The sequence below is a fragment of the Microbacterium sp. HA-8 genome, from assembly GCF_046111165.1.
Classification (GTDB): Bacteria; Actinomycetota; Actinomycetes; order Actinomycetales; family Microbacteriaceae; genus Microbacterium.
On sequence record NZ_CP162025.1, the window covers coordinates 1,811,224 to 1,832,974 of the forward strand.

Annotated in this window: 22 protein-coding genes and 1 pseudogene; 16 read left to right on the plus strand and 7 right to left on the minus strand. The window is 71.1% G+C overall.

The window, feature by feature from the left end; all coding sequences use genetic code 11:
• Positions 1 to 37 precede the first annotated feature (37 nt).
• The 3 genes and pseudogenes from AB2L57_RS08610 to AB2L57_RS08620 all read left to right on the plus strand — a co-directional run bounded on the left by AB2L57_RS08610 (position 38) and on the right by AB2L57_RS08620 (position 2,504).
• Positions 38 to 1,036 (plus strand): PHP domain-containing protein, encoded by a 999-nt coding sequence (locus AB2L57_RS08610; RefSeq protein ID WP_292814092.1) that lies wholly within the window; start codon positions 38 to 40, stop codon positions 1,034 to 1,036.
• A 230-nt stretch (positions 1,037 to 1,266) separates the two neighbouring features.
• A pseudogene (locus AB2L57_RS08615) lies at positions 1,267 to 1,755 on the plus strand (MFS transporter); the annotation flags it as partial.
• Entirely contained in the window at positions 1,677 to 2,504 is an 828-nt protein-coding gene (locus AB2L57_RS08620; RefSeq protein WP_409048575.1) for a CynX/NimT family MFS transporter, read from the plus strand. The pseudogene AB2L57_RS08615 and the gene AB2L57_RS08620, both read left to right, overlap by 79 nt.
• 37 nt (positions 2,505 to 2,541) lie before the next feature.
• On the opposite strand, the gene AB2L57_RS08625 is transcribed toward AB2L57_RS08620, so the two are convergent.
• The 5 genes from AB2L57_RS08625 to AB2L57_RS08645 form a co-directional block, all read right to left on the minus strand.
• Entirely contained in the window at positions 2,542 to 3,453 is a 912-nt protein-coding gene (locus AB2L57_RS08625; protein ID WP_292814098.1) for a 5'-3' exonuclease H3TH domain-containing protein, read from the minus strand.
• A 47-nt stretch (positions 3,454 to 3,500) separates the two neighbouring features.
• Positions 3,501 to 3,794: a hypothetical protein gene (locus AB2L57_RS08630; RefSeq protein ID WP_292814100.1), complete on the minus strand. Its 294-nt coding sequence runs from the start codon at positions 3,792 to 3,794 to the stop codon at positions 3,501 to 3,503.
• Positions 3,795 to 3,953: 159 nt separating this feature from the next.
• Positions 3,954 to 4,121, minus strand: a complete 168-nt coding sequence (locus AB2L57_RS08635) for a methionine/alanine import family NSS transporter small subunit (RefSeq protein ID WP_292814103.1) — start codon at positions 4,119 to 4,121, stop codon at positions 3,954 to 3,956.
• The gene (locus tag AB2L57_RS08640; protein WP_292814106.1) at positions 4,118 to 5,728 is read right to left on the minus strand and encodes a sodium-dependent transporter; all 1,611 of its coding nucleotides are present in this window, start codon (positions 5,726 to 5,728) and stop codon (positions 4,118 to 4,120) included. The genes AB2L57_RS08635 and AB2L57_RS08640 overlap by 4 nt, the downstream gene beginning before the upstream one ends.
• Positions 5,729 to 6,099: 371 nt before the next feature.
• The gene (locus tag AB2L57_RS08645; protein WP_292814109.1) at positions 6,100 to 6,231 is read right to left on the minus strand and encodes a hypothetical protein; all 132 of its coding nucleotides are present in this window, start codon (positions 6,229 to 6,231) and stop codon (positions 6,100 to 6,102) included.
• 67 nt (positions 6,232 to 6,298) lie between these two features.
• On the opposite strand from AB2L57_RS08645, the gene AB2L57_RS08650 reads away from it, so the two are divergent.
• Both AB2L57_RS08650 and AB2L57_RS08655 read left to right on the plus strand, forming a co-directional pair.
• Positions 6,299 to 6,796: a DUF427 domain-containing protein gene (locus AB2L57_RS08650; RefSeq protein ID WP_292814112.1), complete on the plus strand. Its 498-nt coding sequence runs from the start codon at positions 6,299 to 6,301 to the stop codon at positions 6,794 to 6,796.
• Positions 6,790 to 7,167 carry a YchJ family protein gene (locus tag AB2L57_RS08655; protein ID WP_409048576.1) on the plus strand — a complete coding sequence of 126 codons (378 nt, stop codon included), beginning with the start codon at positions 6,790 to 6,792 and terminating at the stop codon, positions 7,165 to 7,167. Before AB2L57_RS08650 ends, AB2L57_RS08655 begins: the two co-directional genes overlap by 7 nt.
• Before the next feature lie 29 nt (positions 7,168 to 7,196).
• Here the strand turns inward: AB2L57_RS08655 and AB2L57_RS08660 are convergent, their stop codons facing one another.
• The gene (locus AB2L57_RS08660) at positions 7,197 to 8,000 is read right to left on the minus strand and encodes an SDR family NAD(P)-dependent oxidoreductase (protein ID WP_409048577.1); all 804 of its coding nucleotides are present in this window, start codon (positions 7,998 to 8,000) and stop codon (positions 7,197 to 7,199) included.
• 76 nt (positions 8,001 to 8,076) lie between these two features.
• Between AB2L57_RS08660 and AB2L57_RS08665 the strand changes: the two genes are divergently transcribed.
• The 11 genes from AB2L57_RS08665 to AB2L57_RS08715 all read left to right on the plus strand — a co-directional run bounded on the left by AB2L57_RS08665 (position 8,077) and on the right by AB2L57_RS08715 (position 20,281).
• Complete coding sequence (locus tag AB2L57_RS08665; RefSeq protein ID WP_409048578.1) at positions 8,077 to 8,721, plus strand: SDR family oxidoreductase; 645 nt, start codon at positions 8,077 to 8,079, stop codon at positions 8,719 to 8,721.
• A 127-nt stretch (positions 8,722 to 8,848) separates the two neighbouring features.
• Positions 8,849 to 9,772 carry a hypothetical protein gene (locus tag AB2L57_RS08670; protein WP_409048579.1) on the plus strand — a complete coding sequence of 308 codons (924 nt, stop codon included), beginning with the start codon at positions 8,849 to 8,851 and terminating at the stop codon, positions 9,770 to 9,772.
• Entirely contained in the window at positions 9,769 to 11,025 is a 1,257-nt protein-coding gene (locus AB2L57_RS08675; RefSeq protein WP_409048580.1) for a cytidylyltransferase domain-containing protein, read from the plus strand. The genes AB2L57_RS08670 and AB2L57_RS08675 overlap by 4 nt, the downstream gene beginning before the upstream one ends.
• Positions 11,022 to 11,894, plus strand: a complete 873-nt coding sequence (locus AB2L57_RS08680) for an N-acetylneuraminate synthase family protein (RefSeq protein WP_292814126.1) — start codon at positions 11,022 to 11,024, stop codon at positions 11,892 to 11,894. Before AB2L57_RS08675 ends, AB2L57_RS08680 begins: the two co-directional genes overlap by 4 nt.
• Positions 11,891 to 13,162 carry a DUF6716 putative glycosyltransferase gene (locus tag AB2L57_RS08685; protein WP_409048581.1) on the plus strand — a complete coding sequence of 424 codons (1,272 nt, stop codon included), beginning with the start codon at positions 11,891 to 11,893 and terminating at the stop codon, positions 13,160 to 13,162. Before AB2L57_RS08680 ends, AB2L57_RS08685 begins: the two co-directional genes overlap by 4 nt.
• Positions 13,163 to 13,172: 10 nt before the next feature.
• Positions 13,173 to 13,550, plus strand: coding sequence for a TraR/DksA C4-type zinc finger protein (locus AB2L57_RS08690; RefSeq protein WP_292814131.1), 378 nt, complete (start codon positions 13,173 to 13,175; stop codon positions 13,548 to 13,550).
• 78 nt (positions 13,551 to 13,628) lie between these two features.
• Positions 13,629 to 14,045: a hypothetical protein gene (locus AB2L57_RS08695; protein ID WP_409048582.1), complete on the plus strand. Its 417-nt coding sequence runs from the start codon at positions 13,629 to 13,631 to the stop codon at positions 14,043 to 14,045.
• Positions 14,046 to 14,283: 238 nt separating this feature from the next.
• A complete protein-coding gene (rpsA, locus tag AB2L57_RS08700; protein ID WP_409048583.1) occupies positions 14,284 to 15,732 on the plus strand; it encodes a 30S ribosomal protein S1 in 1,449 nt (482 codons plus the stop codon).
• A 59-nt stretch (positions 15,733 to 15,791) separates the two neighbouring features.
• Positions 15,792 to 17,471, plus strand: coding sequence for an MFS transporter (locus AB2L57_RS08705; RefSeq protein ID WP_409048584.1), 1,680 nt, complete (start codon positions 15,792 to 15,794; stop codon positions 17,469 to 17,471).
• Positions 17,472 to 17,480: 9 nt separating this feature from the next.
• On the plus strand, positions 17,481 to 19,118 hold the full coding sequence (locus AB2L57_RS08710) for a cell wall metabolism sensor histidine kinase WalK (protein WP_292813917.1): 1,638 nt from the start codon (positions 17,481 to 17,483) through the stop codon (positions 19,116 to 19,118).
• Entirely contained in the window at positions 19,118 to 20,281 is a 1,164-nt protein-coding gene (locus AB2L57_RS08715; RefSeq protein WP_292813915.1) for a hypothetical protein, read from the plus strand. The genes AB2L57_RS08710 and AB2L57_RS08715 overlap by 1 nt, the downstream gene beginning before the upstream one ends.
• A gap of 51 nt (positions 20,282 to 20,332) precedes the next feature.
• Here the strand turns inward: AB2L57_RS08715 and AB2L57_RS08720 are convergent, their stop codons facing one another.
• Positions 20,333 to 21,214 carry a response regulator transcription factor gene (locus AB2L57_RS08720; RefSeq protein WP_409048585.1) on the minus strand — a complete coding sequence of 294 codons (882 nt, stop codon included), beginning with the start codon at positions 21,212 to 21,214 and terminating at the stop codon, positions 20,333 to 20,335.
• Positions 21,215 to 21,751 lie beyond the last annotated feature (537 nt).

Here is a 21,751-nt window from a genome sequence, read left to right on the forward strand (position 1 = left end):
CCTGCGCGGGGTGCTGCGCCCGGCGTAGGGTGGCCGCGTGGATCCCGCAGACGCCCTCGCCGAGATCGCGACGCTGCTCGAGCGGGAGCGTGCTTCGCGATACCGATCCAAGGCCTTCCGTGCGGCTGCGGCGGCCATCGCCGGCCTCGACGCGGCGGTCCTGCACGATCCCGCGCGACTGCGGCGCGTGGCGGGCGTCGGCGATTCCTCGTTCGCGGTCATCACCCAGGCGCTGGCGGGTCGCGTGCCGGACTACCTGCTCGAGCTGCGGGAGCGCTACGACGTCCCTGCGGCCGGGTCGGCCCTGCGCGTGCTGCTGCGCGGCGATCTGCACACGCACAGCGAGTGGTCCGACGGGCTCGCACCGATCGAGCTGATGGTGGGCGAGGCTCGACGGCTCGGTCACGAGTACACGGCACTCACCGACCACTCGCCGCGACTGCGCGTGGCGAACGGTCTGAGCGCCGAGCGCCTGCGCGCGCAGCTCGAGATCCTGCCTCGGTTCTCGGACGACGGCTTCACGCTGCTGTCGGGGATCGAGGTCGACATCCTCGACGACGGGACGCTCGACCAGACCGAGGAGCTGCTCGGCGAGCTCGACGTCGTCGTCGCCTCGGTGCATTCGAAGCTGCGCATGGATGCCGACGCCATGACGCGCCGCATGGTCGCGGCGGTTCGGAACCCGCGTGTGAACGTGCTGGGGCACGTGACCGGTCGCCTCGTCGAGGGTGCACGCGGAACGCGTCCGCCGTCGGAGTTCGACGCGCGCGCCGTGTTCGAGGCGTGCGCGGCCCACGACACGGCGGTCGAGATCAACTCGCGTCCCGAGCGCCAGGATCCACCCGATGACCTGCTCGCGCTGGCGGTGGAGGTGGGCTGCCTGTTCGCGATCGACTCGGATGCGCACGCACCGGGTCAGCTCTCCCTGCTCGACTACGGCGCTGCGCGCGCGGAGGCCGCCGGTGTGCCCGCCGATCGGATCGTGACGACATGGCCGCGGGCACGCCTACAGGCATGGGCGCGGCCCGGCGGCTGACCCGCGTTTCGCCGGGCTCAGTGCGGGCTCGACGGGCGCAGCGCGGGCTCGACGGGCTCAGTGCGGGCTCGACGGGCTCAGCGGGCGTTGCGCGTCGGCGCGCTCCGTAGACTGAGTCGGTGACGACCGCCCCCGCCTCCGCCGCGGGGCGAGCGGTTCCGTGGCTCGTCGTCGCGGGTGTGCTGGTCGCGGCCCTCAGCCTGCGCGGGCCGATCGTCGCGCCGACCCCGGTGCTCATCGACATCCAGGAGGATCTGGGCATCGGCACGGCGTCGGCCGGACTCCTGACCTCGGTGCCCGTCCTGATGTTCGCGGCGCTCACGCCCGTCGCGGCGCTCGTGATCCGGCGCGCGGGTCCGGAGGTCGCGCTGCTGCTGTCGCTGCTCGGGGTGCTCGCGGGGACGTTCGTGCGCGCGCTGCCCGGGTTCGGCTGGATGCTGGCGGGTTCGCTCGTGATCGGAGCCGCCATCACGATCGGCAACGTCGTGATCCCCGTGGTGATCCGGCGAGATGTGCCGCCGGCGCGGGTGGCGACCGTCACGGCCGGCTACGCGGCAACGCTCAACGCCGGCTCCCTCATCACGTCCCTCGGCACGGCGCCTCTGGCCGCGGTCATCGGCTGGACGTGGGCGCTCGTCGCGTGGGCGTCCATCACGCTCGCCGGAGTGATTCTCTGGATGCTGCACATGCGGCGTTCGCGCGCGGCGGCCGACCGGTTCTCGGGCCTCGGCCCCCGCGGCGACGCCGGCGCACCGGGCGCACCCGACACGGGGACCGCGGACGGGCACGAACCGCCGGCATCCACGGGGCAGATCCCGCTGCGGCGCGATCCGTCGCGCGACGCGGAGTCGCTCACCGGCCCGTTGCCCGTCGTGCCCGCCCGCGGCGTCGAGCGCACCATGCTGAGACGACCATCACCTGGCTGCTCATGCTGACCTTCTCGGGGCAGACGACGGCGTACTACGCCCTCACGACGTGGCTGCCCACGATCCTCGGCGACCAGCTGCAGGTCGACCGCACGAGCGCCGGCGCCCTCGCCTCGATCTTCCAGGGCGTGGGCATCCTCGGGGCGTTCCTCGTGCCCGTGCTCACACGCTATTTTCCGACGATCGTGCCGGCGGTCGTGATCTGCGTGTGCTGGCTCGTGCTCACAGGCGGGATGCTGGTGGCCCCCGCGGGTTTCGTCGTGTGGGCGAGCTTCGGGGCGATCGCACACGCGGGCGGTTTCGTCGTCATCTTCACGGCCCTCGTGGCGGTCGCGCGCTCCGACGCCGAAGCCGCCGGGATGTCGGCGTTCGTACAGGGCGGCGGGTACGCGATCGGGGCGCTCGGTGCCCCCGTGATGGGGTATCTGCACGAGGCGACGGGCGACTGGTCGGTGCCGCTCGCGCTCGTGCTCGGCATCTCGATCGTGTACTGCGTCCTGTTGCTGAGCTCCGTCGCCGGCGTCCGCCGCGCCCGCGCCTGACGGCGCGTCGCCGTCGTCGTCGACGACGACCGGGCAGTCAGGAGGTCGTCAGCGCGGCGAGCGCGCGCTGCATCGATGCGCCGAGCGCCCAGCGCTCCGCGACGGCGGCGGCGAGGCCGGCGTCGGGCGCCCGCGGTGCCGGTGCATCCGCGAGGTCCAGGTCACGGACGACGCTCACCACGCGCGGAGCGACCTCGAGGTAGGGGAGGGCGGCGAGCACCTTCGCCTGCAGGCCCGCCGACATGCCCTCGCCGGCGGTGGCCGCGGCGATGATCCCGGCGAGGTCTCCGTGCGCGGCGAGCAGCGTGGCCGCGGTCTTCTCGCCGATCCCGGGCACGCCGGGCAGGCCGTCGGAGGCATCGCCGCGCAGCGTCGCGAAATCGGCGTACTGCCCGGGCAGGATCCGGTACTTGGCGACGACCGTCGCATCGGTCATGACCTCGAGGTTGCTCATGCCCCGCGCGGTGTAGATCACTCGCGCGCCGCGGGTGTCGTCGACGAGCTGGAAGAGGTCGCGGTCGCCCGTCACGATGTCGACGGGGCCGTTCGCCTGCGCGGCGAAGGATCCGATGACGTCGTCGGCCTCATGGTGCGCGCGTCCCACGATCGGGATGCCGAGGGCTTCGAGCTCCTCTCGGATGACCGGAAGCTGCGCCTCGAGCGGATCAGGGACCTCCTCGACGTCGGGACCTGACGATGCGACCTCGGCGACGCGGTGCGCCTTGTAGCTCGGAATGAGATCGACGCGCCACTGCGGGCGCCAATCGTCGTCCCAGCACGCCACGATGCCCGAAGGGGAGTAGGTGGTCGCGAGCTTCGCGATCATGTCGAGCAGTCCGCGCGCGGCGTTGACCGGGGTGCCATCGGGAGCGCGCACGGTGTCGGGCATCCCATAGTAGGCGCGGAAGTACAGCGAGGCTGTGTCGAGCAACATGACCCGTTCTTGCACGGCGTTCTCCTTCGTGGGGTGCCCGCGGCAACGCGAACTGAGTGAGGTCAGAGTGGAGTCAGGCCTGAGCCCAAGGGGTCGAGCTCGACGCGGAAGGTGTTGCCCACCTCGTCTTGCAGTGCGGCCTGCAGTCGTCGACCTTCCGCGAGGTGATCGGCCCGAGCCTTCTCCGACCGCCACCCGGTCTCATCGTCGAACTCACGATTGAAGTCCTTCGCCCACTCCATGATCTGTTCGATCAGTCCCGGCTCAAGGAAGGTGAGACCGAATTCGTAGTCTCCATCGGAACGGACGGGCCAACCCGCGTACGGGATGCCGAGCTCGACTAAACGGGTGGTCATGTTGTCGATTCTGTCCTGCGGCTCGAGCCTCGTGTCGGTCAATTCAGTGTGAACTGCGGACGACGTGTGTTGAGAACAGGTCTTCGGTCGAGTACAGCGACGCGGTATCGAGGAGCATGAGGCGGTCGGTCACGGGCCCATCCTCGCATCCGCTCCGGCTCAGGTGTCGTGCTCGAGGGGTGCGGCATCCTCGCGGTGATCGTCCAGGCCGCCGGGCGGGAACGACGTGCGCTCGGCATGCGATCGGAGGAACAGTGTGCTCGCCACCAGGCCGCCCCACACCAGCAGGATCGACAGGAGGAGGAAGACGATCGCGAGGGCGGTCATGATCGGGTCTCCTCACCTGTCGTGGCGGCGGCATCCACCTGTCTCTGTGGCGGGTAGGGCGGCCACGCCGTGAAGTCGTCCGGCGGACTCTTCCATCGGATGCCCGTGAGCACGGCGGCCGAAACGACGAGGAACAGGATCGTGCCCCACCCGACGATCCCGAGGTACCACGGCGGCATGCCGCCGTACCCCTCCACCAGGAGCGTGATGACGCGTGCAATGAGCATGTAGCCGAGCACGAGCGGCGCGAGGATGCCGACCAGGGCGATCCAGATGCGGCCGAGGGGGAAGGTCGAGACCGCATTGAGGTGGTAGCGCAGCTCGGGGCCCAGTCGCAGAACCCAGATCACGAGGATCGTGGACGCGACGGCAGAGGCGACGATGCCGATGTTGTTGGCCCACTGGTCGGCGACGTCCAGCGCGAGCAGACCGGTCGTGGTCGAGAAGAGCAGGATCGACAGCACCGCTGACACGGTGCCCAGGCGCAGCGCCGCCTGACGCGGGGTCAGCGCGAACTTCTCCTGCAGCGCGGCCGAGACCACCTGCAGCACGGAGATGAGCGACGTGAAACCGGCGAGGGCGAGCGAGCCGAAGAACAGCGCGCCGAAGATCGGCCCACCGGGCATCTGCGACACGATGGCGGGGAAGGTGATGAACGAGAGCCCCACGCCCGTGAGTCCCTCGAGCTCGGCGACCTCGACGCCCTGCTGGAAGGCCAGGAAACCGAGGGTGGCGAACACGCCGATGCCCGCGAGGATCTCGAACGAAGAGTTCGCGAAGGCCACGACCAGGCCGGGTGCGGTGAGGTTGGCGCGCCGCTTGCGGTAGGAGGCGTAGGTGATCATGATGCCGAACGCGATCGAGAGTGAGAAGAAGATCTGGCTGTACGCGGCGATCCACACGTCGGGGTCGGCGAGGGCCGCCCAGTTCGGAGTGAAGAGGGCGTTCAGGCCGTCGGCGGCGCCGTCGAGGAAGAGTGCCCGGACGACGAGCACCGAGAACGCGACGATCAGCACGGGCAGGAAGATGACGTTGACGCGCTGGAGGCCCTTCGCGACCCCGAGGGTGAGGACGACGATCGCGGCGATCCAGATCAGCGCCAGGGGGATGAGCACGCCGGGCACGAACTCGAGGCTGAAGCCGGGGTCGCCGGTGCGCAGGTACTCGCCCGTGAGGAATCCCGCGGGGTCATCGCCCCAGCGCAGGTCGAAGGAGAACACGAAGTACGACACCGCCCAGGCGATGACGGCGGTGTAGTAGAGACCGATGACGAACGCGATCGAGACCTGGAACCATCCGACGGACTCGAGCAGCCCCTTCGCTCGCCCTGCGGCGCGACGGAAGGCGGTCGGGGCGGCGCCGCGGAAACGGTGACCGAGCGCGTAGTCGAGGAAGAGGATCGGGATGCCGGCCGTGACGAGGGCGATCAGATAGGGGATGAGGAAGGCCCCGCCACCGTTCTCGTACGCGACGCCGGGAAAGCGCCAGATGTTGCCCAGTCCGACGGCCGATCCGATCGCGGAGAGGATGAACCCGAGCTGGCCGCTCCACTGCTCCCGCGGCTTCGCGTCGCCGTCCGGGGTGGGGCCTGTCTGCACATTCGTCACGCGTGCTCCCTGCTGCTGGCTGCGGCATGGGTCGCGTCGTCGTCGGCACGACCTGCCCGCACGCTACCAGCGCCGGTCATCGGAGCGACAGCATCCGCCCGTCGTGTCGTCGGCCCGCGCTCTCGCCCGCGCGACCGCGCCCCTCGGCGAACCCACATTTTTGCAGCGAGACACCACACGACACGTGGTGGCTCGCTGCAAAAATGTGGGTTCGCGGGTTCGCGGGTTCGCGGGTTCGCGGGTTCGCGGGTTCGCGGGTTCGCGGGTTCGCGGGTTCGCGGGTTCGCGGGTCGGCGGGGTCGGCGGGGTCGGCAGGTCGGCGGGTCGGCGGGTCGGGTCGGCAGGGCGGGAGGGGCGGCAGCGCCCGGCCATCAGCCGCCCGAGGTCACGATGCCGACGATGCCCGAGATGAGGAAGTAGAGGCCGACGGCGCCGACGACAACCCAGATCGTGATGCGGGTCGTGCTCGGGCCCGTGGGCTTGTCATCGCCGAAGTTGGTCACCCCTGAAGGGTAGTTCCCGGCCGCGGAGATCGCCCGGTGCCTCGCGGACGGGCTTAGCGTTGGTGCCATGAGACGCCCCGCGCCCGATCCCGTCGCCCCCGGCCAGGAGTCCGTGTGGGATTACCCGCGCCCGCCGCGTGTCGAGCGCGTCGACCGGCGCGTCAGTATCGACCTCGGCGGCGAGCGCATCGTCGACACCGATGATGTCGTCCGGGTTCTCGAGACCAGCCACCCGCCCGTCTACTACCTGCCGATCGACGCTTTCGCCCCGGGGGCGCTGGTCCCCGCCGCCGGGTCGTCCTTCTGCGAGTTCAAGGGCGCCGCACGGTACTTCGACGTGCACGGCGGCGGCCGCACCGCGCCCCGCGCCGCGTGGACGTATCCCGCCCCCGCACCGGGGTTCGAGGCACTGGCCGGGCGCGTGGCCGTCTACCCCGCGCCGATGGACACCTGCACCGTCGGGGGCGAGGTGGTCACGCCGCAGCCCGGCGGGTTCTATGGCGGATGGGTCACCGCGGACCTCGCCGGGCCCTTCAAGGGCGGGCCGGGGTCGCAGGGGTGGTGACAAGACCGTGCCCGTGCGGCACGGGCCTCGCGTACGACGGATGCTGCGGTCCGCTGCACGCGGGCGCGCCCGCGTCCACGGCGCTCGCTCTCATGCGCTCGCGATACAGCGCATTCGCCCGCGCCGATGCCGCGTACCTCGCGGCGACGTGGCACCCCGGGACGGTGCCCGACGCCGTCGACGTGGACGCCGGAGTGCGATGGACCGGCCTCGAGATCCTCGACGTCGTCGCCGGCGGACCGGGCGAGCGCCGGGGCACGGTCGAGTTCGTCGCCCGCTACCGCGAGGACGGCGTCGCACACGAGCTGCACGAGCGCAGCCGCTTCGTGCGGCAGAGCGATCGCTGGTGGTACCTGGACGGGCGGGGCTGACACTCGGCATCCCGAGGCGCCGTCGTGTCTCAGGCCAGCAGGCGCCCGCTCGCGCCGAGCGCGACCCGCCGGGGCACGATTCCGGCGAGTGTCGCGGCGACCGCGTTGGCCGCGCCGGAGACGACGCTCGGGGGAGTGCGGCGGCGGTCGAGGGCCCGGAGCGCGGTCTCGACGACCTGCGCGGGCGACTGCATGCCGCGTCCGGCGATCTCTTCTGCGCCGGCGATCTCGAAGAACTCGGTCGCGGTCGAGCCGGGGCTCAGCGCAAGGACGCGCAGGCCCGTGTCGCGCGTCTCGTACGCGATCGCCTCGGTGAAGCTCAGGACGAACGCCTTCGTCGCCCCGTAGACGGCCATGTGCGGGGTGGGCTGGTAGGCCACGACGCTGGCGATGTTGACCAGCGCCCCGCGTCCCGAGGCGACGAGGTCGGGGAGGAACTCGCGCGTGATCGCGGTCAGCGCCGCGACGTTGAGCTGGATCATCGCGTCGAGCCGTGCGGGGTCGGCCTCGGCGAACGCCCCGCGCGCGCCGAATCCCGCGTTGCCGATGAGGGTGTCGACGCGGATGTCCCGCGCATCGAGCTCCGCGCGCAGTGTTGCGGCGGCCCCGGGGGCGGCGAGGTCGTGCGCCAGCGGCGTCGCGGTGACCCCGTACCGCGACTCGAGCTCGGTGGCGAGGGCGCGCAGCCGATCCTCGCGCCGCGCGACGAGGACGACATCGGCGCCGCGCTCGGCGAACCGGGCCGCGAACTCCTCGCCGATACCCGAGCTCGCGCCCGTGATCAGCGCGGTCGTGCCGAGATAGGTCATGCCGCCGGCGTCGCTCGTGTCCACCCGTCCAGGCTATGCGCGCTCGAGGCGGGTACGGGCCGCGGCCCCGGCGACGGGTGAGCGGGGTTAGCGTGGAGGGATGTCGCGCATCCTCGTCTTCGGCGGCCACGGCAAGGTGGCCCTTCTGCTCGCTCCTGTGCTGGTCGAGCGCGGTCATCTCGTCACCGCCGTCATCCGCAACCCCGCACACACCGCCGAGGTCGAGGCGACGGGCGCGACCGCCCGTGTCGCCGACGTCGAGCGTCTCGACACCGCGCAGCTCGCCGAGCTCATCGCCGGCCACGACGCGGTCGTCTGGTCGGCCGGCGCCGGGGGAGGCGACCCCGAGCGCACCCGCGCGGTCGACCGCGACGCGGCGGTGCGGTCGATGGATGCCGCGGCCGCTGCCGGGGTCACCCGCTACGTCATGGTGTCGTACTTCGGCGCGGGTCCCGACCACGGTGTTCCCGAGGGCGACTCCTTCTATGCATATGCCGAGGCCAAGTCCGCCGCCGACGAGCACTTGCGTGCCTCCGCACTGGAGTACACGATCCTCGCCCCCGGCGCCCTCACCCTCGACGAGGCCACCGGGCGCATCGATGTCGCGGCGACCGAGTCTGCCTCCGTCGCGCGTGCGGATGTGGCGGCCGTGATCGCCGCGGCCCTGGCAGAACCGGCGACGATCGGGCGCAGCATCCGCTTCAACACCGGCACCGTGCCGATCCCCGAGGCGCTGCGCGGCTGACGCCGCACCCATCGTTCACCCGGGCTTCGCGCGCGCGACACCGAAAGGCCCCGAACCGGTTCACCCTCGCCTCGCACGGTGGAGGGACGGCGGAGTCACCGCCGTCTGAGGGTGAACCGGGGGTGACGTGGCTCACGACGTCGTCGCATGGGTGGAATCGCCGCTGCAGCTGATCGGGGCCGCCGAGTGGGCCCACGCTCATCGCACGAGCGCAGCGATCGCCGGGCGCCTGACCGCGCAGATGCCCGAGACCGCCGATGAGCTGTTGGCCCGAGGCGCGACGTTCGGCGCGATGGCTCCCTACCTCGGCATCCCCTGGGGTGTGCTGGCACGCCACCGGCACTGGCTCGTCGGCGACGGGTACTCCGGCCAGTTCCGGCTCGCGGCGTCGGTGCTGCGGCCCCGGCGCATCACCTTCCTCGACGACGGAGCCAACGCGGTCGCCTTCGCCGACACGCTGACCGGTCGACGGGGTTACAGCCGGCCGGGCGTCGCCGAGCGGGGCCTGACCACCCGCATCGCGCCCGTCGCCCTCGACCTGCTCCACACCCGTGCCCTCGCGGGTCGCGTCGACGTCTTCACGGCCTTCGCGCTCGGCGACGAGAGGGTGCGCGCCCTCGCCGAGCTCGGCATCCCGGTGCGCTTCCACCGCTTCGAGTGGACGCGGGCGAGCGCGCCCCGTGCCACGGCCGATGCCCGACCGACCACACGGCGCGTGCTCCTGGGCAGCGCCCGTCCGGTGGACGGACACCTGGATGCCGATCTCTACCTCGACTGGATCGCCGCCGAAGCAGCGTCCTCCCCGCTCACCTATCTTCCGCATCGGCGCGAGACGCCGGCACAGCTGGCTGCGGTCGCCGCGATCCCCGGGGTGCGGATCGCGCAGGGCCATCTGCCGGCCGAGCTCGTCCTGGCCGGAGCCGAGGGTCTCGACGTCCTGACCCTGGCCTCGAGCACGACCACGACCCTTCCGCTCGTGCTGGATGGCACCGGCAGCCGCATCCGCGAGCGCGTGCCCGGCCAGCGTCACCGACGCAGGGCGCTGCGATGACGGCCTCGGCGCGCGCCACGGGCGAGGTCGTCGCCGTCATTCCCGCGCGAGGCGGCTCCAAGGGCGTGCCGCGCAAGAACCTGCGTCGGGTCGCGGGGGTTCCCCTCGTCGGACGCGCCGTCGCCGCCGCGCTCGCCGCGTCCCGTATCGACCGTGTGATCGTCTCGACCGACGACGACGAGATCGCGTCGGTCGCGCGCGAGTGGGGCGCCCAGATCCTGCGTCGTCCGGCGGAGATCTCCGGCGACACCGCGAGCTCCGAGAGCGCGCTGCGGCACGCCCTCGACGCGCTCGCCGAGGGTGGAGTGGATGTCGGGGTCCTCGCCTTCCTCCAGGCGACGTCGCCGTTCATCGATCCCCACGCGCTCGACGACGCGATCGCGCTCGTGCGCCGCGGATCGTTCGAGAGCGTGTTCTCGGCGGTCGAGACCTACGGATTCCTCTGGGAACGGAGCGCGGAGGGCGCGCGCGGCGTCAACCACGACGCCGCCGTTCGTCCCCGCCGACAGGACCGCGAGCCGCACTGGCTCGAGAGCGGCGCGTTCTACGTCATGGACGCGCCGGGCTTCCGCGCGGCGGGGCACCGATTCTTCGGCCGTACCGGAATCGTCGCGGTCCCTGAGCGCACCGCGATCGAGATCGACTCCGAGGAGCAGCTGCAGCTCGCGCGCGCCATCGCACCCCTCATCCGTTCGCGGCTCGCCGGTGCCGAGGCGATCGACGTCGACGCCGTCGTGACGGACTTCGACGGCGTGCACACCGACGACACCGTGCTCGTCGGATCCGACGGCGCAGAGCTCGTTCAGGTCTCCCGCTCGGACGGAATGGGCGTGTCGCGGCTGCGGGCCGCCGGCATCCCGATGCTCATCCTCTCGACCGAGACGAACCCGGTCGTGGGCGCCCGGGCGCGCAAGCTGCGCGTCGACGTGCGGCAGGCCGTCGACGACAAGGCGGCGGCGCTGCGGGCGTGGGCCGCCGAGCGCGACCTCCCGCTTCATCGCATCGCCTACCTCGGCAACGACGTCAACGACCTCGGCTGCCTCGAGATCGTCGGCTGGCCGGTCGCGGTGCCCGACGCGCACCCCCTCGTGCTGGCGGCGGCGCGCGTCGTGCTCGCCCGCGATGGGGGAGCGGGCGCCGTGCGCGACCTCGTCGAGCGGGTGCTGCGGGCCCGCGACACGGCAGCCGACGGCCCGTCGGCGCCCGTCACGACCCCTCCGCACGCGGAGACCTCCAGAAAGGCTCAGCCATGACCGTCACCATCGGATCCCGCGTCGTGGGGGGTGGGCGCCCCGCGTACGTCATCGCGGAGATCGGCCTGAACCACAACGGCGAGGTCGACCTCGCCAAGCGCCTCATCGACGTCGCCGCGGATGCGGGCGCCGATGCGGTGAAGTTCCAGAAGCGCACGCCCGAGCTGGCGACGCCGGAGCACATGCGCGATGTTCCGCGGGAGACGCCGTGGGGCACGATGAGCTATCTCGACTACCGCCGCCGTGTGGAGTTCGGGCGCGAGGAGTACGTCGAGATCGGCGATCACGCGCTGCTGCGCGGGCTCGATTGGTTCGCATCGCCGTGGGACGTGCCGAGTGTGGCCTTTCTCGAAGACCTCGGCGTCGTCGCGCACAAGGTGGCATCCGCCTCCGTCACCGACCTCGAGCTGCTGAGTGCCCTGCGCGAGACGGGCAAGCCCGTCATCCTCTCCACGGGCATGTCGACGATCGGCCAGATCGACGCCGCCATCGAGGTGCTCGGCACCGATCGGCTCGTGCTCATGCACGCGACCTCCACCTACCCGATGGAGCCCGACGAGGCGAACCTGCGCGTCATCCCGGTGCTGCGCGACCGGTACCCCGGCGTTCCCGTGGGGTACTCCGGCCACGAGCGCGGGCTGCAGATCTCCCTCGCCGCCATGGCGCTCGGCGCGGTGGCGATCGAGCGGCACATCACTCTCGATCGCACGATGTGGGGCTCCGACCACGCCGCCTCGCTCGAGCCGACCGGTTTCGCCCACCTCGTGCGCGACATCCGCATCATCGAGTCGGCGCTCGGCGACGGCGTCAAACGGGTGTTCCCCGGGGAGCTGGCGCCGATGGCGAAGCTGCGCCGCGTGCCCGCGTGAGACCCGGCGCGAATCCTGCCCGGCTGCGGGTGGTCGCGCTCGCCGACACGGATTCGTACGTCAAATGGGCGGCGGCGTTGCTCGGGTCGCGGGCGGATGCCGTCACCCCGTCACTCCTCGTCGTGCAGACACCGCTCGTGGTCAGCGACGCGCAACTGTCTGCCGCGCTCGCCGGAAGCGGCCTCGAAGACCATGCCGTGCGCCGCATGGACTACGCCGGTCTTCTCACGGCACTGCGAGCGGCTCAGCCCGACGCCGTGCTGATCGCGGCACGGGGACCGCTCGTGCGGGTGCTCGCGCGACTGGTGGCCACGCTCGAGCCGCGTCCCGTGATCGTGACGGGCCTGCCGGGCATCTCGATCCCCGCCACGCGCAAGGCCGTGTTCTACCGCACGCAGTGCGACCTCTTCGTGCTGCACTCCCTGCGCGAGGTGCGCGATTTCACGGCGCTCGCCGCCCGCCTGGGCGTGAGTGCGCGGTTCGCGCTGTCGCGTCTGCCCTTCGCCCAGGTCGGGGCGGCGGCTCGCGTGCAGCATCCCGTGCCCGGTGGCACGGACCTGGTCTTCGCCGCCCAAGCGATCGTCCCGCGCGAGCGTCGTGAACGCGAACGTGTCGTGCGGATGCTGCGGGACGCCGCCCGCGCGGACCCCACGCGTCGTGTCGTGGTCAAGGTGCGGGCGATGGCGGGCGAGCGCCAGACGCACCACGAGCGCGACGACTACGCCGGTCTCATCGCCGCGCTCGGAGAGACGCCACCCAACCTCGTGCTCTCGAGCGCGCCGATGGCACGCGCGCTGGAGTGCGCCGAGGGCCTCGTGACGGTGAGCTCGACGGCCGCGATCGAAGCGGTCGCGCGGGGGATCCCCGTGATCGCCCTCGACACGTTCGGCGTCGACGAAGCCCTCATCAACACGGTGTTCGAGGGGAGCGGTCTGTTCGGCGGTGAGGACCGGGCGATCGCGCGGGACTTCCGGCACCCCCGGCCGGAGTGGCTGTGCGAGAACTACTTCCACGCGGCGTCGGAGGACGACTGGGTGGAGCGGCTGGGAGCGCTCACCGCCCTACGCCGCCGCGGCCATCTTCCCGGCCGCGAGCCCCTCGCGCGGCGCGGCGGAGCGCTGCGCGACGCCTTCGAGCGCAAGCAGGTCCTGGGCCGCGAAGATCGCACGCTCTCGGGCGCGCTCGCCTTCGCGGTCGGAGCGCCGGCGCGGGCGGTGCTCCTGGTGCTGCGGGGCATGCGCAGGCCGGTCCACGCCGCGCACCCGTAGTCTGGCGCGCATGGACGTCGACCCGACCGAAGGGATCGAGCCGGACTTCGCGGGCTTCATCGCGGACCGACGAGCCGCCCTCCACGAGCGGATCGGGATGCTCGAGCGTCAGCTGGAGGGCATCCGGCGGGCCCGTGAGGAGTGGACGGACGACGAGCACGACCCCGAGGGCTCGACGCTGATCACCGAGTGGTCGCGCGCCGAGGGGCTGCGCGCGGAGCACCTCGCCGAGCTCGCCGAGCTCGATCGGGCGCAGGAGCGGTTGGACGCCGGCAGGTACGGCGTGTGTGAGCGGTGCGGCACGCCGCTGCTGCCGGGACGGCTGCGCCTGCGTCCCGCGGCGACCCTGTGCGTGCCGTGTGTGGACGCGACCCGTGGCGGGCGCTGATCCCACGGGCGCCGCCGATCGGCGCGTCGCGCCGCGGATTCGACGGGCGCGGCATCCCCTCCTGCCATACTGTCCGGCGTGAACAGCACCCGGATCTTCGGCGCCTCCGTCGCCATCGCCGCCGCCCTCGCCCTGTCCGCCTGCGCCGGAGAGTCGACCCCGTCGACCTCGCCCTCCGCCTCGACCTCAGAGAGCCCCGCCACTCCCGTGATCGCTCCCGTCACCGTGGATTCGAACGACCTTCAGGCCGCCACCGTCGAGCTCGTCGTCGGACAGGTCCTCAACATCAACACCGGGGACCTCGCCGTCGACAGCTACTCGGCCGAGGTCTCCGACGACGCCGTCGCCGAGTTCGTCCAGGGCCGCGAGGAGGGCGGAGCCGTCTTCAACCCCGGCTTCGAGGCGATCGCCGAGGGGTCCACCGAGGTGACGATGACGAATGCGGACGGCGGCATCCAGCCCCTCGAGTTCACCATCGAGGTCACCGCGCGCTGACCCTCCCGCTCGATCCGCCGGTCGGCCGGCTCGACGCGGCGACCGCCGGTGCGCCCGACACGCGATGCGAAGCCCCGGGTCGCTCTGTTACCCTGGAGCGTCACTCGTGTGGCTCTTCAGCCGTGCGTGCGCGACAATCGAACGACAATCCGCTTCGCCTGATCCGGTTTCGCCTGTCCTCCCGACGGATGCCGCCGCCAGGCCCTGAACAACAACCCCAACAAGGACAACCCACTACATGACTACCGCAACGACCGCCACGGCCACCAAGCAGGTCGCGATCAACGACATCGGATCTGCCGAGGACTTCCTGGCCGCGGTCGAGAAGACCCTCAAGTTCTTCAACGACGGAGACCTCATCGAGGGCACCGTGGTGAAGATCGACCGCGACGAGGTCCTCCTCGACGTCGGGTATAAGACCGAGGGCGTCATCCCCTCGCGCGAGCTCTCCATCAAGCACGATGTGGACCCCAACGAGGTCGTCCAGATCGGTGACGCCGTCGAGGCCCTCGTCCTCCAGAAGGAGGACAAAGAAGGCCGCCTGATCCTGTCGAAGAAGCGTGCGCAGTACGAGCGCGCGTGGGGCGACGTGGAGAAGATCAAGGAGAACGACGGCGTCGTCACCGGACAGGTGATCGAGGTCGTCAAGGGCGGTCTCATCGTCGACATCGGGCTCCGTGGCTTCCTCCCCGCCTCGCTCATCGACCTGCGTCGCGTGCGCGACCTCACGCCGTTCCTGGGCCAGGAGATCGAGGCCAAGATCCTCGAGCTCGACAAGAACCGCAACAACGTCGTGCTCTCGCGTCGCGCGCTGCTGGAGCAGACGCAGTCGGAGTCGCGCTCGAACTTCCTCAACGCCCTGCACAAGGGCCAGGTCCGCAAGGGCGTCGTCTCGTCGATCGTCAACTTCGGTGCGTTCGTCGACCTCGGCGGCGTGGACGGCCTCGTGCATGTCTCCGAGCTGTCGTGGAAGCACATCGAGCACGCCAGCGAGGTCGTCGAGGTCGGCCAGGAGGTCACCGTCGAGATCCTCGAGGTCGACCTCGACCGCGAGCGCGTGTCGCTCTCGCTCAAGGCGACGCAGGAGGACCCGTGGCAGGTCTTCGCCCGCACGCACGCCATCGGGCAGGTTGCGCCGGGCAAGGTCACCAAGCTCGTCCCCTTCGGTGCGTTCGTGCGTGTGGCGGACGGCATCGAGGGCCTCGTGCACATCTCGGAGCTCTCGGGCAAGCACGTCGAGCTCGCCGAGCAGGTCGTCTCCGTCGGCGAAGAGGTGTTCGTCAAGGTCATCGACATCGACCTCGAGCGTCGCCGCATCTCGCTCTCGCTGAAGCAGGCGAACGACTCGGTCGACCCGTTCGGCACCGAGTTCGACCCCGCGCTCTACGGCATGGTCACGGAGTACGACGAGAACGGCGAGTACAAGTACCCCGAGGGCTTCGACTCCGTCTCCGGCGTCTGGCTCGAGGGCTTCGACGCCCAGCGCGAGAAGTGGGAGCAGGAGTACGCTGCGGCCCAGGCTCGCTGGGAGGCGCACAAGGCTCAGGTCGCCAAGACGCTCGAGGCCGAGGCCACCGCCGCGGCCGACTTCGGCGGTTCGGCGTTCACGAGCGAGCAGGCCGGCTCCGGCACGCTCGCCGACGACGAGGCGCTCGCCGCTCTGCGCGAGAAGCTCTCGGGTCGCTGATCCGCGGCTGAGAAACGCACCGACAGGGGCCGGGACCGAAAGGTCCCGGCCCCTGTTGCATGTCCGACGTGCGATGTCGGGACCGGCCGCATGTCGCCGCTAGGGTGACAACCATGCCCGACGCCCCCCGCCGCGCCCCGCTCGTCCTCACGGCGCTCACGCTCGCGGCGCTCGTCTGCAACATCAATCTCGCGGCGGCCAACATCGCCCTGCCCGACATCGGCGACGCGTTCGGCGCCACCCAGACCCAGCTCAATCTGGTCGCGCTCGGCTGTTCGCTGGGGCTGGCGATGTCGGTGCTGTACCTGGGCGCCGTGGCCGACCGCTACGGGCGCAAGCAGCTGCTGATGCTGGGCCTCACGCTCACAGTCCTCGCCAGCTTCGTCTCCGCCTTCTCCGTGTCGATCGAGATGCTCATCGCGGCGCGGGTGTTCACCGGAATCGCCGCGGGCATGGCCTATCCCACCACCCTGTCGCTGATCACGGCGCTCTGGGCCAGCGGCCCGCGACGCACCGGTGCCATCGCGCTGTGGTCGAGCGTGAGCGCCATGGCGACCGTGATCGGCTCGGTGCTCGCGGGCCTGCTGCTGATCGAGTGGTGGTGGGGGTCGGCCTTCCTCCTCGCCGCACCGATCGCCGCCGTCGCGCTCGTGCTCGTCGCCGCGCTCGTGCCCGCGCACGTCAACGAGTCCACCGAACCGATCGACCACGCCGGGGGAGTGCTGGCCACGTTCGCCGTCGCCACGCTGGTGCTCGGTGTCAGCATGGTGTTCGCACCCGGTCAGCTCGCGCTCGGAGCCGTCCTTCTGGTCGCCGCCGTCGTGCTGCTGGGGGCTTTCGGGTGGCGCCAGCGTGCGGCACAGCATCCCCTCTACGACCTGCGGATCGCCCGCCGCAGGCTCTTCTGGGTGCCTGCGGCCGCCGGCACCATCGTCTTCGGCTCGCTGATGGGGGCGATGTTCGTCGGACAGCAGTTCCTCCAGAACATCCTCGGCTACGACACACTCGAGGCGGGACTTGCGGTCGTGCCCGCCGCGATCGGTCTTCTGCTGGTCGCCCCCCTCTCCGCCCGCCTCGTCACGGCGCGCGGGTCACGCGTGACGATGCTCACGGGTTACGTGCTCGTTTTCGCGGGGTTCGTGACGATGCTCTTCTGGGGTGAGCGCACTCCGTACCCGCTCATCGCGATCGGATTCTTCGTGATCGGCGCGGGAGCGGCGTTCGCGATGACCCCCGCCTCGCGATCGCTCACGCAGAGCACACCCGTGCGGCGCGTGGGCATGGCCTCGGCCACCTCGGACCTGCAGCGAGACCTCGGTGGGTCGATCATGCAGGCGCTGCTGGGTGCGATCCTCGCGTCGGGCTTCGCGGCCGCATTCGGCCGGCAGATCGCCGCCAGCAGCGAGGCGTCGACCATCTCCGACAGCGTCACGGCAGCGTTGCAGGCGTCCTACGCGTCCGCTCTTCACGTGGCCGACCAGTACCCCGCCTCTCGCGACGAGATCCTCGCCGCGGCCGCGCAGAGCCTCGTCACCGGCGCCCTCGCCGCGTACCTCGTCGGTGCGATCGCGATCCTCCTGGGCGCCGCCCTCGTGCTTTTCTGCCTGCCCGCCCACGCGCGTGAGCACGAGCTCCTCGCCGAGTACGAGGCCCAGGATGCCGCGCGCCCGGCCCCCGCCGTCGGGGACGCGCCGGCGTCCGGGCCGCGCCTGCCGGGTGGTCGGGCCCGGGTCCGATAACGTCGACGCATGGCCTCGGAGGTGGCGGGCGCGAGGCGCGCCCGTGTAGACGACACCGCGCGAGAGCGCACCGTCCTCCTGAACCAGTCGCTCCTGGCGGGCGTCGCTCTCCTCGCCGTCGTACTCATCCTCATGTTCGGTCAGGTGCGCGCCGTCACGCCGCTCGTGATCGGCTGCGCGCTCGTCTTCGTCGCCACGGGCGCGGCGATGATCGTGCCGTGGAACCGGCTGCCGCACATCTGGGGCGCGCTCATCCCCGTCGCCGACATCATCGCGATCGCCTTCCTGCGCGACGCGTCGCCGACGGCCGGCCTCGGCATCCTCTGGGCCTTCCCTGTGATGTGGATCGCCTGGCTGTACGGGGTGGCGGGCGTCGTGCTCTCGGTCGTCGGCGTCAGCACCCTGTTCTGGCTGCTCGTCGCCGCCGACCCCACGCAGTCCCTCAGCACCTCGACCCTCCTGCTGCCCGTCACCATCGCTGCGGTCGCGACGATCGCCTATCTCGCCTCGCGGCGAGCCCTGGCCCAGAGGTACCTGCTCGACAAGCAGTCACGGCACCTCCAGCAGTCCGTCGATCGGGCGCGCCGTCAGGAGGACATCGTGATGGATGTCCTCGACGCCGTCGACTTCGGGGTGATCCGCATCGCCCCCGACGGCACGCTCGCCGTGACCAACGAGGCCCACGCGCGGCTGCAGGGCTCCCGCGACCACAAGGGCGAGACCGTCGCCTACGGCTCCGACGGCGTCACCCGTCTCACCGCCGAAGAGCTGCCGCTCGTCCGCGCGCGCCGGGGTGATGTCTTCGAGAACGAGCTGGTCTGGTACGGCGACCCCGGCGACGATCGGCGGGCACTGAGCATCACGGCCCGGCAGATCAGCGATCTCGACGGGTCGTTCGCCGGAACGATCGTCGTCTCTCGCGATGTCACGACAGAGGAGCTCGCCCTGCGTGCGCGAGAAGACCTCGTGGCCTCAGTCTCCCACGAGCTGCGCACGCCACTCACCTCGATCATGGGCTACCTCGACCTCGTCCTCGACGACGACGAACTCTCGCCCGCCGCGCGCCGCAACCTCGAGGTCGCCGAGCGCAACGCGGGGCGGCTGCTCGAGCTGGTCGCCGACATCCTGACGGTCTCGGCCGTCTCCCGAAAGGGCATCGACCTGAGCATCGACGCGGAGGTCACGGATCTGTCCGACGTCGTGCGCGAAGCGGTCGAGAGCCAGGCGCCGCGGGCCGCCGAACGCCGCATCACGATCGACGATTCGGGTATCGAAGAGACGATCGCCTATGCCGATGCGCACCGCATCCGTCAGGTGATCGACAACCTCGTATCCAACGCCATCAAGTACAACAACGACGGCGGTCATGTCGAGGTGGGCGCGACATCCGACGGCCTGCACGCGTGGATCGTGGTGCGCGATGACGGACCGGGCATCTCCGAGCAGGAGCTGCCTCGACTGTTCGAACGGTTCTTCCGCTCGGATTCGGTGCGCAAGTCGACGACGCACGGCAGCGGGCTGGGGCTTGCGATCAGCCGCGACATCGTGCGCGCGCACGGCGGCGAGATCACGGTGCAGACCCGCCCGGGCGAAGGGTGCACGTTCATCGTGCGGCTGCCGACCGCAGATCCGAAGGGAGAGGCCTGATGGTCTTCGATCTGTTCACCACCTCGATGCTCGCGGCGGTCGTGGTGGTCGTCTCGGGAGTTCTGTTCATCGTCGAGAGCGTCGTGCGCAAGGACGCCGGGGCCGGGCGCGTGTGGTCGCTCGCTTTCCTCGGCGCGATCCTGTCGACCCTCTGCTACCTCGCCTGGGCGGCGGGCATCGATCCCTGGATCGCGGTCGCCGTCGGGAACGCCGCGTTCGTCGCGGGCACGGGATCGATGTGGCTCGGATGCCGGAGCTTCAACGGCCGGATCCTGCGCGTGCCCGCGATCATCGTGTCGGCAGCATCCGTCGCCGCGCTCGTCGCGGTCCTCATCGAGGGACCCGACGGCGGGGACTGGGCCGGGGCCGTGGTGATGTTCGTCGCGCTGGCGACGTTCGCGATCCTCGGCTCCATCGAGAGCCGGCGCGGCGCGATGGGGCGGCACGCCACGGCGATCGGGCTCACCGTGGTGCTCGCCTTCCAGGGCCTGTTCTACACCGCCCGCACGCTCGTCTTCCTCGCTGCAGGACCGGAAAGCGCGATCTTCCAGACGTGGTTCGGCTCGATCACCGTGAGCTTCCTGACCGTGATCCTGACGATCGTCGCCGTCGTGACGATCTCGGTTCTGCGTGGAACACCGGCCACGCGGACGATGGGCGATGCCGCAACGCTCGCGCTCAGCCCGGACGGCGTACTGCTGCCGGGTTCGTTCGAGCGGGTGCTCGGCCCCGTTCTCGACCGCGCGCGACAGTCCGGCGAACGGATCGCGGTGATCGCCCTGCGCATCGACGACCTCCCCCACATCGCGACCGCGTTCGGGCCGCTGGAGGCAGAGGACATCACGCGGGAGTGGCGGGCAGGCGTCCGCCGGTACGCGCCCACGACGGCGATGATCGGCGAGACCGACACAGCCGGTCTCGTGGTCGGATTCCCGCCCTCCTCCATCGGCGACGCGCGACGCATCGCCAGCCGTATCCACCGCCGGGTGCTCGATGACTTCGCCACGATGGGGACGGCGGTCGTGCCGGTCGTCGGGGTGGGTATCGCCCTCACGGACAGCATCGGCTACGACGCCGACCAGATGGTGCGGGCGGCATCCGAGGCGGCGACGCGTTCGGCATCGAGTCCCGACGCGTCTGTCATCATCGCCGGCATGGTCTGACCCGGTACCCGGATCGTCCGGCTGACCCGGGTGCGGTCGTCCCGGCCGGGTTCAGGCGGCGGTGAGCCGGTAGCCCACGCCGCGGATCGTCTCGATCCAGCGCGGCTGGGCGGCGGACTCGCCGAGCTTCCGGCGCAGGTTCGCCACGTGCACCTCGATGGCACGGGCGTCGTGCTCGCTGACGTAGTCGCTGCCGCCCACGTAGCGGTCGCCGCGCAGCATCAGGGCGAGGTCGTTCTTGCTGACCACGCGACGACCCGCGCTGAGCAGATCGAAGAGGATGTCGAACTCGCTGCGGGTGAGCTCGACGTCGTCGTCTTCGACCGTCACGACGCGCATGTCGGGGTGCAGTCGCAGTCCCTTGTGCGAAAGCCAGCCCTCGTCTTCGGGAGCCGCCGTCGCGACCGGAGACGGCGCGGTGGCGACGGCGACCGCGCCCGTGCTGGGCGCATCGCCCGCGACGGTGCCGCGCGGGCGCCGCATCATGGCCTCGACACGAGCGCGCAGCTCTCGAGGGCGGAAGGGCTTGGTGACATAGTCATCGGCGCCGGACTGCAGCCCCAGCAACGTGTCGATCTCGTCGGCGCGCGCCGTGAGCATCACGATGTACGTGTCGCTGAAGGCCCGGATGCGCTTGGCCGTCTCGTATCCGTCCATGCCCGGCATCGACACGTCGAGAGTCGTCACGACCGGGTCGTGGGCGCGGACGAGTTCGATGCCGTCGAGGCCCGCCGAGGCCGAGAAAACAGAGAAACCGGCCTGCTCGAGAACCGACGAGATCAGTGAGCGGATGTCCGCGTCGTCCTCGACGACGACAGCAACACGCGACTCCTGCACGGACACCCCTCCTGTGCGTCTCCGCACCCCTGGGGTGGGTTCGGCGACATCCAGGATGATATCCCAGAACACGCGCGTGAATGCTTCCCCCGGCATCCGCCTCGTCCTAATCGCTCGGAGGGGACGACAAAAAAGCACCCGTCACGGCGGTCGTCCCCACGACCACCGTGACGGGTCCCGCCACGTGCGAGCACGTGGCGGAGGAGAAGGCGCGGGGCGTGTGGATCACGCCCGCGCCCCCACCGGGAGAGGCGGCGGCGCCGCGGAAACTCCCCAGTCCCGCGCCGGCCGCCTCCTCTCGCCGAGAGGTCTGAAACTGCGGTGGCCCCCGACCGCCGCAACGCTCGACGCCTCACCCAGGCGTCTCGACATGCTCGCGTTCGGGTTCGCGAGCGAGCCCGCCGAGGGCGGGTGCGTGAGCGTTGTCGGCGGTCGGAGACCCCGTCTGTCGGGGGCGTGCACGGCGAGGACCCCCCAGACCTCGCGATGCCGCCCTGCGGTGCATGACACGGCGTTCCCCCCGCATGCGCCATGCGCCTGCACCCGCGCGCCGCGTCCCCCGAGGCGGTCGCGCAGGATGTCTGCAGCCACCGGGACCCACGCCGCGCCCGCGGCCCCAGAGTGCGCGATGGT

Coding starts and splice junctions, on each gene's coding strand:
- AB2L57_RS08630 (WP_292814100.1), bottom strand. CDS start 3,794: ATGACCACCCGTTTAGTCGAGCTCGGCATCCCGTACGCGGGTTGGCCC.
- AB2L57_RS08635 (WP_292814103.1), bottom strand. CDS start 4,121: ATGACCGCCCTCGCGATCGTCTTCCTCCTCCTGTCGATCCTGCTGGTG.
- AB2L57_RS08650 (WP_292814112.1), top strand. CDS start 6,299: ATGAGACGCCCCGCGCCCGATCCCGTCGCCCCCGGCCAGGAGTCCGTG.
- AB2L57_RS08665 (WP_409048578.1), top strand. CDS start 8,077: ATGTCGCGCATCCTCGTCTTCGGCGGCCACGGCAAGGTGGCCCTTCTG.
- AB2L57_RS08675 (WP_409048580.1), top strand. CDS start 9,769: ATGACGGCCTCGGCGCGCGCCACGGGCGAGGTCGTCGCCGTCATTCCC.
- AB2L57_RS08680 (WP_292814126.1), top strand. CDS start 11,022: ATGACCGTCACCATCGGATCCCGCGTCGTGGGGGGTGGGCGCCCCGCG.
- AB2L57_RS08690 (WP_292814131.1), top strand. CDS start 13,173: ATGGACGTCGACCCGACCGAAGGGATCGAGCCGGACTTCGCGGGCTTC.
- rpsA (WP_409048583.1), top strand. CDS start 14,284: ATGACTACCGCAACGACCGCCACGGCCACCAAGCAGGTCGCGATCAAC.
- AB2L57_RS08705 (WP_409048584.1), top strand. CDS start 15,792: ATGTCCGACGTGCGATGTCGGGACCGGCCGCATGTCGCCGCTAGGGTG.
- AB2L57_RS08710 (WP_292813917.1), top strand. CDS start 17,481: ATGGCCTCGGAGGTGGCGGGCGCGAGGCGCGCCCGTGTAGACGACACC.
- AB2L57_RS08715 (WP_292813915.1), top strand. CDS start 19,118: ATGGTCTTCGATCTGTTCACCACCTCGATGCTCGCGGCGGTCGTGGTG.
- AB2L57_RS08720 (WP_409048585.1), bottom strand. CDS start 21,214: ATGCCGGGGGAAGCATTCACGCGCGTGTTCTGGGATATCATCCTGGAT.